Annotated in this window: 17 protein-coding genes; 2 read left to right on the forward strand and 15 right to left on the reverse strand. The window is 47.1% G+C overall.

The window, feature by feature from the left end; all coding sequences use genetic code 11:
* The first annotated feature begins 37 nt into the window (after positions 1–37).
* Positions 38–814, forward strand: a complete 777-nt coding sequence (locus AC5FX6_RS01640; RefSeq protein WP_493595283.1) for a DUF695 domain-containing protein — start codon at positions 38–40, stop codon at positions 812–814.
* Here AC5FX6_RS01640 and AC5FX6_RS01645 read toward each other — a convergent pair.
* Together AC5FX6_RS01645 and apaG are read right to left on the reverse strand one after the other, a co-directional pair.
* Complete coding sequence (locus tag AC5FX6_RS01645; protein WP_493595284.1) at positions 811–1,596, reverse strand: O-methyltransferase; 786 nt, start codon at positions 1,594–1,596, stop codon at positions 811–813. The two genes, AC5FX6_RS01640 and AC5FX6_RS01645, sit on opposite strands and share 4 nt — an antisense overlap.
* Positions 1,597–1,777: 181 nt before the next feature.
* Positions 1,778–2,164, reverse strand: coding sequence for a Co2+/Mg2+ efflux facilitator ApaG/CorD (apaG, locus tag AC5FX6_RS01650; RefSeq protein ID WP_007654728.1), 387 nt, complete (start codon positions 2,162–2,164; stop codon positions 1,778–1,780).
* Between the two features lie 96 nt (positions 2,165–2,260).
* On the opposite strand from apaG, the gene ung reads away from it, so the two are divergent.
* Positions 2,261–2,923, forward strand: coding sequence for a uracil-DNA glycosylase (gene ung, locus AC5FX6_RS01655; protein WP_493595285.1), 663 nt, complete (start codon positions 2,261–2,263; stop codon positions 2,921–2,923).
* A 176-nt stretch (positions 2,924–3,099) separates the two neighbouring features.
* On the opposite strand, the gene AC5FX6_RS01660 is transcribed toward ung, so the two are convergent.
* The 13 genes from AC5FX6_RS01660 to yidC form a co-directional block, all read right to left on the reverse strand.
* On the reverse strand, positions 3,100–3,873 hold the full coding sequence (locus AC5FX6_RS01660; RefSeq protein ID WP_493595286.1) for a LolA-like protein: 774 nt from the start codon (positions 3,871–3,873) through the stop codon (positions 3,100–3,102).
* A gap of 249 nt (positions 3,874–4,122) precedes the next feature.
* Complete coding sequence (locus AC5FX6_RS01665; protein WP_493595287.1) at positions 4,123–4,374, reverse strand: methyltransferase domain-containing protein; 252 nt, start codon at positions 4,372–4,374, stop codon at positions 4,123–4,125.
* A gap of 228 nt (positions 4,375–4,602) precedes the next feature.
* Positions 4,603–5,703 (reverse strand): signal peptidase I, encoded by a 1,101-nt coding sequence (gene lepB / locus AC5FX6_RS01670; RefSeq protein WP_493595288.1) that lies wholly within the window; start codon positions 5,701–5,703, stop codon positions 4,603–4,605.
* 18 nt (positions 5,704–5,721) lie between these two features.
* Entirely contained in the window at positions 5,722–6,438 is a 717-nt protein-coding gene (gene dapB / locus AC5FX6_RS01675) for a 4-hydroxy-tetrahydrodipicolinate reductase (RefSeq protein ID WP_493595289.1), read from the reverse strand.
* A complete protein-coding gene (locus AC5FX6_RS01680; RefSeq protein WP_493595290.1) occupies positions 6,435–7,100 on the reverse strand; it encodes a DUF5683 domain-containing protein in 666 nt (221 codons plus the stop codon). The genes dapB and AC5FX6_RS01680 overlap by 4 nt, the downstream gene beginning before the upstream one ends.
* Positions 7,101–7,109: 9 nt before the next feature.
* Positions 7,110–8,027: a ParB/RepB/Spo0J family partition protein gene (locus AC5FX6_RS01685; protein ID WP_493595291.1), complete on the reverse strand. Its 918-nt coding sequence runs from the start codon at positions 8,025–8,027 to the stop codon at positions 7,110–7,112.
* A 12-nt stretch (positions 8,028–8,039) separates the two neighbouring features.
* Entirely contained in the window at positions 8,040–8,822 is a 783-nt protein-coding gene (locus AC5FX6_RS01690) for a ParA family protein (RefSeq protein WP_493595292.1), read from the reverse strand.
* A 7-nt stretch (positions 8,823–8,829) separates the two neighbouring features.
* The gene (locus tag AC5FX6_RS01695; RefSeq protein ID WP_493595293.1) at positions 8,830–9,510 is read right to left on the reverse strand and encodes a metal-dependent hydrolase; all 681 of its coding nucleotides are present in this window, start codon (positions 9,508–9,510) and stop codon (positions 8,830–8,832) included.
* Between the two features lie 317 nt (positions 9,511–9,827).
* A complete protein-coding gene (locus AC5FX6_RS01700) occupies positions 9,828–10,361 on the reverse strand; it encodes a YsnF/AvaK domain-containing protein (RefSeq protein WP_493595294.1) in 534 nt (177 codons plus the stop codon).
* Between the two features lie 146 nt (positions 10,362–10,507).
* Complete coding sequence (locus AC5FX6_RS01705) at positions 10,508–11,335, reverse strand: YsnF/AvaK domain-containing protein (RefSeq protein ID WP_493595295.1); 828 nt, start codon at positions 11,333–11,335, stop codon at positions 10,508–10,510.
* Positions 11,336–11,859: 524 nt separating this feature from the next.
* Complete coding sequence (locus AC5FX6_RS01710) at positions 11,860–12,351, reverse strand: DUF6438 domain-containing protein (protein ID WP_493595296.1); 492 nt, start codon at positions 12,349–12,351, stop codon at positions 11,860–11,862.
* 20 nt (positions 12,352–12,371) lie between these two features.
* Positions 12,372–12,971, reverse strand: coding sequence for a hypothetical protein (locus AC5FX6_RS01715; protein ID WP_493595297.1), 600 nt, complete (start codon positions 12,969–12,971; stop codon positions 12,372–12,374).
* Between the two features lie 104 nt (positions 12,972–13,075).
* Complete coding sequence (gene yidC / locus AC5FX6_RS01720; protein WP_493595298.1) at positions 13,076–14,917, reverse strand: membrane protein insertase YidC; 1,842 nt, start codon at positions 14,915–14,917, stop codon at positions 13,076–13,078.
* Between the last annotated feature and the right edge of the window lies 1 nt (position 14,918).

The raw sequence follows: 14,918 nt of genomic DNA on the forward strand, positions 1-14,918 counted from the left end.
CGGTTGGTGCTCTCCTTATTTCTTTCAAATTATACCTATGACCATACCTGCCCATACCCCTGAGTGGGAAGTTTATTTTTGCGACATCAACGAGCGCCCCGCCTGCGTGAGTGTTGATCTGGCTTTTGAAGAAATGGCCCCTATACCTGACAAGCACCGGGCATTTGAACTGGTAGTGGCGTTGCAGCAACCTGATGCCGACGGTTTCCCCGCCGATGAGGCAGAATGGGAGCAGCTCGAGGCGATAGAGGAAGCACTAGTGCAGGAATTTCAGAACTCGTTGCAGGCAGTATTTGTAGGTAAGCTGTTGCACGAAGGTAAGCGCAGCTTTTACTTTTATAGCGGACAGGAAGCTTTGCCAGAGGTGATTGCGACGAATGTGATGCAGCAATTTCCTGACTATACCTTTGCTACCAACAATCTCGAGGATGCTGGCTGGGGTCTATACCTGGATTTCCTCTTTCCGGAGCCAGCTGATATGCAAAGCATCAAGAATAGCCGAATTCTGCGCATGATGGAGGAGCAGGGTGATGAACACCACATTCCACGCCCGGTATCGCATTTTATTAGCTTCTCAAAGGAAACTGATCGTGCGGCATTTAAAAGCGCAATAGAGGAGACTGGCTATACCTTGGTGCAGGAAGGGACTAGCCAACATGAATCTGAAGTTCATTACAGCATTATCATAGCGAAAGTGCAGGTCGTAACAGAAGAAGAAATCCATACGACGACGCTTGGATTATGGCAGCTGGCAGATGAGTTTAACGGGGTATATGGTGGCTGGCAGGCGCAAGTCGTGCAAGAGAATGCTTAGTAGAGTAGGGTAAAATGCTCTTTTGGCTGGGTTTTGCGAAAGAACACCAGACCAACATAAAACAAGTCGAGTGTTTGGCATACCTGCGGGTGCTGTTTGATTTCCTGCCAGGCACGTTTCATGCCGGCTGACCAATACAGATCATCCACAACAAATACACTGTGCTCGTGATGCTTGCTCAGGCAGGCTTCAAAATAGCGCATGGTAGGTTCATACCGGTGATTCCCATCAAAGAATACAAAGTCTAACCGATCGATCTGCTGCAGTTGCTCCTGAAGCGTATCATCCAGGTTACCGATGACCTGCTGTACGTGCTGCAGGCTCAGCTTTTCGAAATTGGCTCTGGCTTCTGCTGCTATAGTGGGGCATCCTTCGAAGGAATACACATCAGCTTTCTTGTTCCCCATGGCCAGGTACGAAGTTGTGATGCCAAGAGAGGTTCCCAAATCGAAGATGGTTTGTGGCTGTAAATGTGCTACCAGCCGGAAAAGCAGTTGGGCGTATTTAGTGGGCTTCGCCGAGGTACGCGCAATGTAACTGATCTGGCGGTTTTTTTTAAGACCCGCTTTAGGACCCGCTCCAAAGTCAGTGACAGGTATAGTTCGTTCCTCAAGTAGCAGGGAATCGCGCAATTCCTCTATAAGCGGGTAAGCATAAAAGTTGCCGTCATGCAGAATGACGCTTTGATAGAGATCAAATACGAAAGGGGAGTGGACTCCATGCAGCTTAAAAGCCCTGAGGCGGTAAAGCAGGTAATTGGCCGCAAGGTGAAAGGGGAGCAATGGTTGAATTGTTAAATTGTTGGTGGTTAAATTCTTGTTTCTGTATGTGAGCAATCTTGTAGTGATGACCACTGATTGACAGAAACTACAAATTTAAAGGTATAGCCGAATTAACAATGAAACAAATTAATTCAGGTATAGAAGAAGCAACAATTTAATAATTCGAAATAGCGACTGGCAATTAATTTAACTTATAAGGCACGATCAGCGAAAATTCAGGGATGGTCACATGGAATTGCTTGCCGTCAACCATGCGTTCCATGAGGTAAGTACCGCGCATTTTGCCCATACCTGTCTTCAGGTTACAGCCTGACACGTATTCATGCGACTCGCCTGGCTCCAGTACGGGCTGCTGTCCTACCACACCTTCGCCCTCTACTTCACGCATCGTACCTGTTGCGTCGTGGATGTACCAGTGGCGCCGCAAAAGCTTCACCGTAAACTCACTGTTATTCTCTATGCTGATCTTATAAGCAAATACGAAGTGCTGCTGTACCGGGCTGGAGTAGTCAGGAAGGTAATTGGTCGTAACCGTTACTTTTACACCTTCTGTAGTTTTTGTATCCATGTTACAGAGTTTTTTGTATAATTATAATCTGTTTCAGGTATAGCCCCCGGCCCCTGATACCTATTACCAAGCAAACCCGATACCCTACAGACTATCATGAATGTAAAGATAGAAGAAAGCTGGCAAAAAATCCTGCAAGAAGAATTTGAAAAACCATATTTCAAAAACCTCGTGTCTTTTGTTAAAGACGAGTACACCTCTCAAAAAGTTTACCCGCCCGGTAACCAGATTTTCAATGCTTTCGAGCGATGCCCCTTTGATCAGGTAAAGGTAGTTATTTTAGGTCAGGACCCTTACCACGGTCCTGATCAGGCAAACGGATTGGCTTTTTCTGTGAAAGACGGGATTCGGATACCTCCTTCATTGGTCAACATCTTCAAGGAAATTAAAAGCGATCTCGGCAAAGACTTACCGACTACCGGAAATCTTGAGCGCTGGGCTGAGCAGGGTGTTTTATTGCTAAATGCCACCTTGACTGTGCGTGCCAGTGATGCAGGTTCTCACCAAAAGAAGGGATGGGAGGAGTTTACAGATGCAGTTGTAAGTAAAGTAAATGATCTAAAGGAGGGAGTTGTGTTTATGCTGTGGGGTGCCTATGCGCAGAAAAAGGGAGCTTTTATTGACGAACGCAAACATCTGGTGCTCAAAGCAGCCCACCCGTCACCCTTCGCTGCCGACCGCGGCTTCTTCGGCAGCCGCCACTTCAGCAAAGCTAACGAATACCTGAAGGCGCAGGGGAAAGAACCGATTGATTGGTAAACCACACATTGTCATCTCGACGATAGGAGAGATCTGGGTGGACTTTAATGCTCATACTCCAGATTTCTCCCTAGAGTCGAAATGACATTAAGGTATAAATAAAATAGGGGCCTAAAGCCCCTACTTACTTGATTGCGAACAATGACGCCCCATATCTTCGGTTCACGTTATATAATCTATTGTTTCCAGTTCGCAGTCATGAATTGCGCCGGATCAAACCAGCTAGGGTCTACTTTTTCAGGAAAGGAAATGTTAAAATACTCTTCACGCAGAAACAGCTGACCGTTATTTTTGAAGACAATTTCGGTTGCCACCATATTTCCATCGATTTCCTGGTAGTTGTTCATCTCCACATCGCGAGCAACACCTTTGCTGTTCGTTAAGATGCGCACGACGTAGAGGTTCTCTTTGTCTACCCAAAACTGGTTGCGGCTTTGATCATTCGGATCGGTTGTGCCTACCACATAAGCATCGCGACCCTGCCAGGAGGCTTCCGTAAACTGGCTCAGGTCAAAATTCAACTCCTGTGCCTTGATGATGGTCGTGGCAGGGTCGTAGAAGTACACATCGAAGCTGAGCAACACAAGTGGGTGAATAGAGTATTGCTTGTTCACCAGCTGCCCCCCCTTGAAGGTATACACGGTGTCCTGGTTATAGATCACACCATTGCCGGTCTCAAAACCATCGAAGCGGATGTGCAGATTGGCTGGGTAACTGTAGATTTCCTGCCAAATCTCTTCACGACTCACCTGGTCGTCTTTATAGAAGATCGCTCGCTGATCAAAGGCGAAGTTGGGATACCACTTGTTTTCCCAGTGGCGGTACATGGCTTCAATAACCTGCTGTCCGGTTTGGGGTTTGCTGGCGTTGGTCGTCATCTTTTGAGTACAGGCTAAAGTGAGAAAGGGAAGGATGAAGTGAAGCAGATAGGGTAACAGGCTTTTTTTCATGGTTTCATTTAGATTGTAAAGGTTGGGTTGAGCAATGACGTGCGATTTAAACAAAATTTACTTTTTCTTCAAAATTTTAACACTTCCAAGCACCTCTGAGTAATCTATCTGACCGTGCTAGTCATATTATGCAGAGTCGCCATGCTTCATCTTCTGTCGTAATGACCACTTGCCACCGCTGTTTGATTTTTCCTCTAACAGGATCTCCAACTTCTATTTTACACTCAATAGGCGACAGACAGAACCGTGTTATACCTGTATACTTTCTCCAATGTGACTTTTAGCTATCGCAATGGCTGTTTCAGATATCTCAATACCCGTTACATCCATGCATTGGCCTGTAAATACCTTGGCGTTTCTACCGTAACCGAATCCAGGAGTTAAGATATTCTTTAAGTTGTGCTGCTGAAAATATGTAAGAGCAGAAATGGCAGAGTCTGTAGGCTCAAATCCCCACATGGCTTGTTTGTCCCAAAAACTTGATTCCCAGAATTCTTCCATACTAGTAAAGTAGATGGAATAAGCTGCTGATGAGTTGGACTTGCTGTAATTGCCTGCTAGTAGGCGTACTTAATCCTTTTATCTGTCCAATTTGTAGAGTTGGTCAGGCCTAAAGTCTAAAGCATCATTATACCAAATATACAATATTTGCGTCCTCTCACTATACCCTAAAACAAAAAACCGCCAGCTCTTCTCAGAACTGGCGGTTTCATCTTGCATACCTATACCTTACTCGATCGTCTTAAACAGTCGGTTCCATCTGATCTTGCTGAGAAAGCTGCCGTAAGGGTCGGTAGACATCCAGATCATAACAGCTTTGCCAACAATGTGATCGGCCGGAACAAAACCCCAGTAGCGGGAGTCCAGAGAGTTATGACGGTTGTCGCCCATCATGAAATAATAGTCCTGCTTGAAGGTATAGGAAGTCGCCTCCGTACCGTCAATGAACAGCTTGCCGTCACGAACCTCAGCGTTCTCGTTGCGCTCGTAACTGGTGATCACTTTTTCATAGAAAGGGAGTGTCTCCGGTGTAATAGCTACAGTAACGCCTTCTTTAGGGATGTAAAGGGGACCGAAGTTATCCTTGTTCCACTCGTACTTGCTCGGCACATGCGGGAATACTTCTGCATCGCCTTTACCGGCTTCGTCCATTAACAAAGTAGCTTCTTTGATGAAATCAAGCTGGGCAAGGGCTTCTGCTTTCTCAGGAGAAGTATCTACAATGTAACCTCCCTGCCATTGGATTACGTCCGTAATGTCACGCTCCAGAAAGAACTTCTCGGCAAGGCGCTGATCTGTAGAAAGAAAGTACTTATACTGCATTTTACCCGGGTTCTCAGCTGCTTTTCCATTGATGAAAACTTGCATGTTACGGATCTCAATAGAGTCACCAGCAATGGCGATGCAACGCTTGATGTAGTTGGTGCGCAAGTCAGCCGGGTGATGCTCTTCTGGAGGGTAGTTGAATACGACCACGTCATTGCGCTGCACTTCCGAGAAGCCAGGCAAGCGGTATGAGTTCAACTGAATGGCGTCGGAGTAGGAGGGGATGTTCGTTCCCCAGATAGTTTGGTGCGTAAGCGGCACCTGCAGTGGCGTGATTGGGGTTCGCGGGCCGTAGTGCAGCTTGCTCACAAACAGGAAGTCTCCTACCAGCAGCGACTTCTCCATAGAAGGAGTCGGGATGGTATAGGCCTCAAAAGTAGCCCAGCGGATCAAACTGGCCGCCACCACAGCAAACAGAATGGCATCGCCCCATTCACGAGCAAAGCTCTTTTTCTTTTTAGGGGCCTTGTTAGCGGGCTTCTTTTCCCAAAACTTTACTTTCATCTATAAAGTGTTTTGTTTCTACAGGTTGAGCATGTCTTTCATGCCGTACACACCTTCACGGTCTTTGAGCCACTCCGCTGCCATCAAGGCGCCTTCGGCAAAGCCGGCACGGCTATGGGCAATGTGGCCCAGTTCTATTTTGTCTACCTCCGACTCGTAAGTTACAATGTGGGTACCTACCACATCCGGCTCACGCTCTGAAATAATATTCAGCTTTGACTTATCTGAATCATCGTCAGCAGCCCAGCCTTGCAGGTCAGGGAAGCTGGCCAGTATGCCTTCGGCGGTGGTGATACCTGTACCGCTCGGCTTGTCGACCTTCTGAAGGTGGTGTATCTCCCGAATAGAGACACTGTACTCCTGATAAGCCTGCATTTTACTGGCAATATATTCGTTAAAATGGAAAAACAAATTAACACCCACGCTATAATTAGAGGCATAGAAGAAAGCGCCGTTGTTTTCCTGGCACAATTGCACGGCTTCGCTATACCTGTCCAGCCAGCCTGTGGAACCAGACACCACAGGAATACCGTGTGATAGGCAGTAAGAGATGTTGCCAAAAGCGGCTTCTGGATGTGTAAACTCAATGGCTACGTCCGTGTTCTCAGGGGTGTAACTGCTCAGTGTTTCAGCGTTGGTATGGTCAATGGTACCAGCTATCTGGTGACCTTTGGCAAGGGCCATCTGCTCAATGGTTTTACCCATCTTGCCATAGCCTATCAATAGGATTCTCATTTAGTTCGGGTATATAATGTAAGGGTAAGTCCGGGCGTAAAGCCATTGGTGGCAGGTGTACGGAAAACATCTGGCTGCACGCGCATACTCAAATTGTCGCTCACGTCGAACTCGCGTAAATGCCCGTGCACATAAGCTTCCGCAATTTGCATGCCGTAAGCCAGTACTGAGACAATAATGGATAAGTCACGGTTGCGGCGGTGATAGTCGCGGCTGTATCGCAGGTTCTGTGTGCCTCTTTGATTGCCTACACCATAAGCTGTATGGAAATAATAGGCATCGTATACCTCAATAAAATTGTCACTCCGGCTGGTGCGTATGTTCAGCGCTGTACGGAAATCCTGATACTTGTTATTGTTGTCAACGATTAAAAAGCCTAGTACTCCGCCGGTGGCATAAATAATGGGTACTTTCCACCAGGCACCGTTGTATACCTGACCTGCTCCGGGTAGGATGGCCGAGAAAACAGCAGCGCGTCCAGGATGTCCCAGGTTTTTGAAGCCACTCAGGAAAAACTGCTTTTGCTGGGTTGTGTCAGCTTCGGAAGTTAGCACCAAAACCGAGTCTGGTCCGGATGTGACAACTTGCGCACTAGCATGTGATGGCAGCAAATGAGTAACAAGTAATACCACAAATAAAGCTAATCCAGGCGCTAACCTCATGCTGTTTGCTTAATAGTTCAGAATCTCTAAAATACGGTTTAGTTCGTCAACGGATACAAATGGGATCTTAATCTCGCCTTTGCCCTCGTTGTTGGCCTTCACCAGAATTTTCGTGCCAAATTGTGAAGAAAGCTTTTTCTCCACTCCCTTCAGCTCGTCTTCATACTTACTGAAAACCAACTTTTGTTGCGGATCGGGTTTCTTGCTGGCATTCTGCACATTACGCACAAGTTCTTCCACCTTTCGTACTGACAATTCATCAGCTACAACCTTACGGAAGATCTCCAATTGCTTGTCAATCGTGTCGATGTTGATCAGGGCTCTTGCGTGGCCCATGCTGATCACATTGTCGCGCAGGGCGATCTGAATATCGGGCGGTAACTTAAGCAGACGCAGGTAGTTAGTAACGGTCGTACGTTTCTTGCCCACACGGTCACCTAGCTCTTCCTGCTTCAGGCTGCACTCCGTGAGCAGTCGCTGATAGGAGAGGGCAATCTCGATCGCATTCAGGTTTTCACGCTGAATGTTCTCAATCAGGGCCATCTCCAGCATCTGCTGGTCGTCTGCCTTTCGGATGTAAGCAGGTATAGTCGTCAGGCCAGCCATTTTGGCGGCCTGATAACGACGCTCACCAGATATCAGCTGGTAGCTTTGCTGGTCAAGCTGACGAACTGTGATGGGCTGAATGATGCCCTGTATGCGGATAGACTCAGCCAGTTCCTCCAGCGCCGTCTGATCAAAATGCGTGCGGGGCTGGTAAGGGTTCGTCTGGATGTATTCAATAGCTATATCTGCGATGGTATTGACTTCGTTAATGGTGGTAGATTCGGCTGTTTTACCGGTGTATTTGTTACCCTCCAGAAGAGAGCCAAGGCCCCGGCCGAGACCGCCTTTGCGTACTGCTGCTTGTTTCTTGTTATCGGACATGTAATCGTAATGTTATTTCGCCAGCGTAACGCTGTTCTTCTCTGCAATCTCACGGGCGAGGTTCAGATAGCTCATAGCACCCTTGCTCTCCGCATCGTGCAGCAGGGCAGGTATACCAAAGCTCGGAGACTCGCTCAACTTCACATTTCTAGGTATGATCGTATCGAACACCATCTGCTGGAAGTGGGTTTTCACTTCTTCCACCACCTGGTTACTCAGACGCAGGCGCACATCATACATGGTCAGTAGGATGCCTTCAATAGCCAGTTCCGTATTCAGTCGAGACTGAATGATCTTGATCGTGTTCAGGAGTTTGCCCAAACCTTCCAAAGCGAAATACTCACACTGCACCGGTATAATCACCGAGTCTGCCGCAGTGAGCGAGTTTACGGTGATCAAGCCCAGCGATGGAGAGCAGTCGATGATGATGAAATCGTATACCTCTTTCAGTGGAGCCAGTGCTTCGCGCATCTTCTCCTCCCGATTCGGTACGTTGATCATCTCCACCTCAGCGCCCACCAGGTCGATGTGCGACGGGATCAGGTCCAGGAACTCGATGTTTGGTGAATTCAGGATGATGTCCTGAATGGTAACGTCCTCCACCATGCATTCATAAATGCTGGTGGTAATACTGGCCGGATCGAAACCGAGTCCCGAAGTGGCGTTAGCCTGCGGATCAGCATCAACCAGCAATGTCTTATACTCGAGGGCTGCCAGGCTCGCAGCCAGATTAATGGCTGTGGTGGTCTTGCCTACTCCACCTTTTTGGTTTGCAACCGCTATTATTTTTCCCATCTAAAAATTATAGGTTTATTGTCTGACCTATCTCCATCAATATTAGTTCTTTGCCGGCCATCTGGGCCACTTCCTTCACTTCCTCATGATCGATCTGGATATAAGGGAAGGTATCGTAATGCATGCCGATCACCTTGTCTACCTGCACAAAGTCAGCTGCTACCAGGGCATCGTGGATGTCCATGGTGAAGTTGTCGCCGATCGGCAACAGCGCAAAATCCAGGTCAAACTGCTCCGGGATCAGCTTCATGTCGTAAGTAAGGGCCGTATCGCCGGCAAAATAAAATGTCTGATTCTCTGTTTCTACTACAAATCCCGCAGCTAAGCCAGCATACGTGCCATCAGGCAGGGAACTGGAATGCACGGCATTCACCATTTTCACGGTTCCGAATGGCAGGGTTACTTTGCCACCTGTATTCATCGGGTGTGATTTCTCTATACCTTTCTCACCATACCAGCTTGCAATCTCAAATGTAGCTATAATCGTAGCATCGTTGTTCTTGGCAATGCGTTCCGCATCATGCACATGGTCCTGATGACCGTGCGACAACAGAATGTAATCTGCCTTAATGCTATCCACGTCAATATCCTTGGCTAGCTCGTTAGGAGAGATGAACGGATCGAAAAGTATGCGGTGCTCACCGATTTTGAAAAGAAAGCAGGATTGTCCGTAATACGTTATTTCCATAGTGTGCCGATTTTAATCTGTTAGCCCGTTTGGGGTATAGAACTTTTACAAAGATACTGATTTTTGACAAGAACCTATGATGTTCCACGGGGGAAGAGCCTATATTTTTATCCACGATTCTGGGGGTTATCCACATTCAGATAATGCGATATAGAAGGCGGGTAGAAGCGGCAATTCGCCGTTTTTGGTGGCTTATAATGCAGCGGCCCGACTACCTTCAGGTTGGTCGGGCCGCTGCTATAAAATGGGTTCGCTTGTAATAGAACAAAGCGTGGAACTATTTATTTTGTATTAGAATGCAGTATCATCTTGCAACTCTAAACGCTACGCGGGCCACGTGGCTCGTTGTTTTGTTTGCGCTCCACACGAATTTCCTCTCGACGCAGCTCTACCTGCTGATTGGTGTGCTCTTCTGTTCGATGCTTCGTAATGTGGAGTTCTTCTACTACCAGTATCCGCTTTTCTACCACAAGCACTTCCTTCAGTACAGGGATGATCATCTTATCACCTTCGTAGCGAACAGGCGGGGGAGGTGTATCAACGTACTGGTTTATTTCGACCCGCTCAATTTCTGCTTCCTCATGTATAATGGGCAAGTCCAGCGATACGTCTTCCCGGTGCACGTCCTTTGAGATGCGCACCTGGCCGGTTTCTCTCACTTCCTTGTCAATGTGTACTTGCTCTTCAATAACAGGTATGGTCTTGGCATAGGCTATGTCAACATCCAGACTTTCGCGCTCATCTCGGCCATATTCATCCTGGATATCCTGTTCCTCCTGAGGACTGGTTGCGTGACTGTCGCGCAGCTTCTCATCAAATTCGGATTTAAGTTTGTCTGATTTCTTGCTCATCTTTAAGGCTATAGTGGTTATAAGCAGGGATGCAATTTCCCTTGTCAACTTCAAATATTACGCGTGTGGTAGGGGATAGTTGATTGTTAAATGACAAGAGGCAGCCACATCATGGCTGCCTCTTGCATTATCTACAAAGCTTCTTCCTATATATTTCTAGGATTTCCAGGTTTGTTGCCTGGGTTACGAAGGTCATTGTCTTTATCTTTATCAAGTTTATCAATATCCACATCCGTTTTACGGACAGTACCTCTCACGGTCTCGTCGCGTTGTTCAGTGTGTTTGTTGATCTTAACTTCTTCTACTACACGAGCCTCTTTATTTACCACCGGCACTTCGGCGCGCTCTGTGATATTGATTTCACCTTCCTTAAAGTTCTGGAAGTCGCGATCTGTGGCTGGGCGGTTTACTTTATTGCGTTCCACATCTACGTGCTCTTCACGCAAGCGCAGGTGCTCTTCCACCGGGCGTTCCACGATGCGGCTTCTCATGCGCACACCGCCACGCTCCACTTCGCGTTTTCCTACGTTCATGCGCTCTTCCATGATCGGAATAGTCTGGTCACTACGACCGGTTTGGGCTGTTCCTTGTGGCGTTCTACCGGCACCGGCTTGTGTATTACCTTGCATCGCATGCTCGTCTACATCTACTGCACCACATGAATCCAGCAACTCCGCAGCTTTCTCTGCTTGCTGTCTGGAATCGGCATGTACAGTCACTACCCATCCTTTACGAGCAGCCTGTGTATGTTTGTTGGCATCATCGTTATCACCAAACAGTGATCCGAAGAAACCGCCTACATTATCATTGTCTTTATCTCTTGCCGTACTACCTGTTTGTCTGGCAGATAGGTTAGAGGGATTCGCTATATCTATCTTATCACGGCCGATGTGGGTTGTGCTTTCAAGCTTTTGAACAGCGGTCTGTGCGTCTATACCTTCTTTAAAAATACCTATTACTGTTTGTCGTTCCATAGTTTTTGTGTGTGTTAAGTTGTACATCGGAGTTCTTTTGCCATTTGCAAGGCGGGGCGTCTCCACTACCCGGATTTATCTTTTTGGAGAATGCTCTCCCTTATTCTTCGATTAAAACAGCCTCCTGCCATCATATTATTCTGAATGGACAACAGAAGATAGCCTGATCAAATCAGTTGTTGCTTATTATTTAATATAGTTCAAAATGAATTAATAAAAAATGAAGCAAATAATTTGATTTTTTATTGTAGGACTATATATAAATATTACTTTTCAAATACCGTTCTCTTCGAAGCCTCTATATATTTTTACGGTCGTATGGACACTTAGTTATAAATTACTTAAGATAGCACACTTTCATAAGCTATATAATAACCTAGCGTTTTTACAATACAGCAGGCTAATAATGGGTATAAAGAGGAGAGACGGCAATTAATATGAAATGCCAGATGGATAAAGTCAGATGAAAAGAAATGTGTATTAATTTTTGCAGAAGCTAAGTGCCAGCTTGCCGAGGAATGAATTTATCGCACAGGTAGTCGCCTTTTAGCTTCTTCCTCAGCTAAGTTCATAATGAGTGTATGCACCTTCTCCTGGAAGTTGAGTAAGGACTGCGGTCCACCTTCCTGATGTTTAACACGCTTTACTTCTTTGTCTTTTTCGTAAAAAGTGGTAATCGTAGACGGCATATCACTCCAATTGGTCAGGTAAGTGTCTGGGAGTTGACTGTAGGAGAGCCCGGCAATATCCTGCTTGATGTCGGAAAGTTTTTGGTCTGGCAACTCAAAGTAAACTGTGTCTACAACAGGCACATGTTCATAGCCAATGTATCGGATACGCCCGCTTGCATAAAGGAGGGCTTCGTAGGAAGGGCAAATACCAAGACAGGGCGTTTTTTGAAAATGCAGGATGGGCAACTCCTGCGCTTGAGGTTTGCTACTTTGCGCAGCGCTGCAGCCGGCCAGTAAAAAGAGCCCGCAAAAGCAAGCCAATCCAAATAACATCACCTTCTTCATTTTGACCACCGCTAATAAAATTACTGCCCTTTGGGGAGCTTTCTTAATTTCCCCTGCTCTATGATATACGCTTCCGGCTCACAATAAGGGCAGTCCATGTAATTCAGAGAAGAGTCCGGAGGATTCACTACGAAGATGCGGCTGTCTGGCTGATATTGTGCTCCGGTGCTGCTTTGTACTTTATCGAGCACTTTTCCGTCCTGGCGATCCACCACGTAATGTTCCTGGCAAGTGGTGCCGCAGCCAACCGTCACCACAGTATACCTGCCGGCGAAGTTTATACCTTGTTTCAAGCCTTCCTGCAGTGCGGAACGGTATTGCTGTGCATCGGCATGACTTGTTACGTCCAGTGGGGCCAGGCGGCCCTGATAAGTATCCTGTACCCGAAACGCCTCATCGCTCTGGTAGGCTTCCATACGGAGGCGGTAGCGCTGGTAAAGTTCCGGGTTCTCTTCTGATGTGATAGGCATGCGCACGGTGTCGCGCTGCAGGTGCTCTTCCAGTTTCGGGTGTGTGCTGGCAATGGTCTTTTCCTCGTCGGTCTGTTGCTGACAAGCTGCTCCCATGATGGCTACCAAAGATAGCGGTAATAGGAGGTAGGGTAGTGTATTCTTTCGCATGTTTTTAATATAGGTATAGGGCTATACGTAAAGCAGCGATTATGGTCAAACAAAAAGGCCCTGAATTGATTCAGGGCCTTCTGTTAGGTATGGCACTCAGGTGCTTATTTCTTGAGTTTCGGATTGTTTTTGCGCTGCTGCTCTTTGTCGGCTGCGGCACGCATGGCCTCTTGCATACGCTCCGTAAATGACGGACCACCTGTTTTCTTCTTCTCTTTACGCTTGTCTCTGTTCTCCTCCAGTTTTCTTCTGATCTTAGTTTCATCAACGAACTTACGAATAACCGCCTGCTGACCGAAGGTCACCATGTTAGACATAAAGTAGTAGAAGGAAAGACCAGCCGGGAACGAGTTTAGCACGAACATAAAGATGATCGGCATCAGATAGGTGTACATCTTCATCGGTCCTTGCATGGTGTTCATCTGGTTGTTGGACCAAGTATAGAGGATCGTGGAAGCGGTCATCAAAAGCGTAAACATACTCACGTGGCTGCCATAGAACGGAATCTCAAACGGCAGACGGGCGAACACGTCATAGGTAGAAAGGTCATCTGCCCAAAGGAATGCCTCCTGGCGCAATTCGATCGAGTTCGGGAAGAAGTTAAACATCGCAAACAGGATCGGAATCTGCAATAGCATCGGAATACAGCCACTCAGCGGATTTACGCCCATTTCGCCGTACAGCTTCATGGTTTCCATTTGAGTCTTCTGCATGTCACCATCATTACTCTCTTTTATAGCGTCGATCTCTGGCTTCAATACCTTCATTTTCGCCATCGATACATACGATTTGTAAGTAAGCGGCAACAGAATCATTTTGATATAAAGCACCAGCAACATGATGATGATACCGTAGTTGCCAATGTAGTTCTCCAGGAAGTCGAAGGCAGGGATGATGATCCACTTGTTCACGTAAGAGAAGATACCCCAGCCCAGGTCAAGGTTCTTGTTGAACTCGTTGCCCATGTGCTTCAGGATCTTGTAGTCGTTTGGACCAAAGTAGTAAGTGAATTCACCCTTACCGCTCAGCAGGTCAGCTGTCGGGATCAGGATCTGAGAGCTCAGCGTCTTCACTACCACTGTGTCTGACGGGTTAGTTACAGCCTCTAGTTTAGCACCAGAGAAAGTGTTCGCAGCGATAATGCCGGCTGTAAAGAAGTTCTGCTTGTTGGCCACCCACTTCATCGGCTCAGAGATCGTCTCTGTCTCAGTGCCTTCCGAAATAGACAGATAATCGAAGCTTTCGTCTGCTGTATAGTAATTGATTGTAGACTTAGCACGGTTCTGCTTGATGTCTTTTTCCAGCTGCTTCAGGTTGTCGTTCCAGATCATGGTCACATTGTCACCGCTGATCTGATTGTTCAATCCTTTGAAATCCAGCTTATAACCTACCTGAAAGCTATTGTCAAACAAGGTATAGGTCTGGTCAATGGTTTGGCCATTGCCCAGGTCAGCACGGTACGTGATCGTCTTGGCAGGCACTTCACCCACCGTAACTGTCTGTACATCAGACGGCGTGAAATACAGGTCAGACAGACGGATGCTCTTTCCGTCATTAGTCGTGAACTGCACATCGGTTTGGCTGCTTTCGCGGTCGAACAGCACCAACGTGTTGCCTCTGTAGTCTTTGTAATTCTTCAGGACTACTTCCTCTACCTGGCCGCCTTTGCTGTTAAAGCTAACGGTCATGTTTTGGTTTTCGAGGGTTGTAGAACTGGCCTCACCTGTACCTGCTGCACTGAACGTGCCCAGGGTGGCGGCACGGCGCACTTGTGCCAGTGAGTCATCTTCTACTACAGGAGCGGGGCCCGTCTGTACCTGCTCTACCTTGGCTGTCTGGTCAAAGGCCGGTGTGTTGGCTTCATCTCCCGTTCCAGAGAAGAAGAAGGAGTAAGCCAGCAGTAGCACGGCAATCAATCCAAAGCCAATAGCTTGATTTCTATCCATT

Source organism: Pontibacter sp. LHS2 (assembly GCF_058932845.1).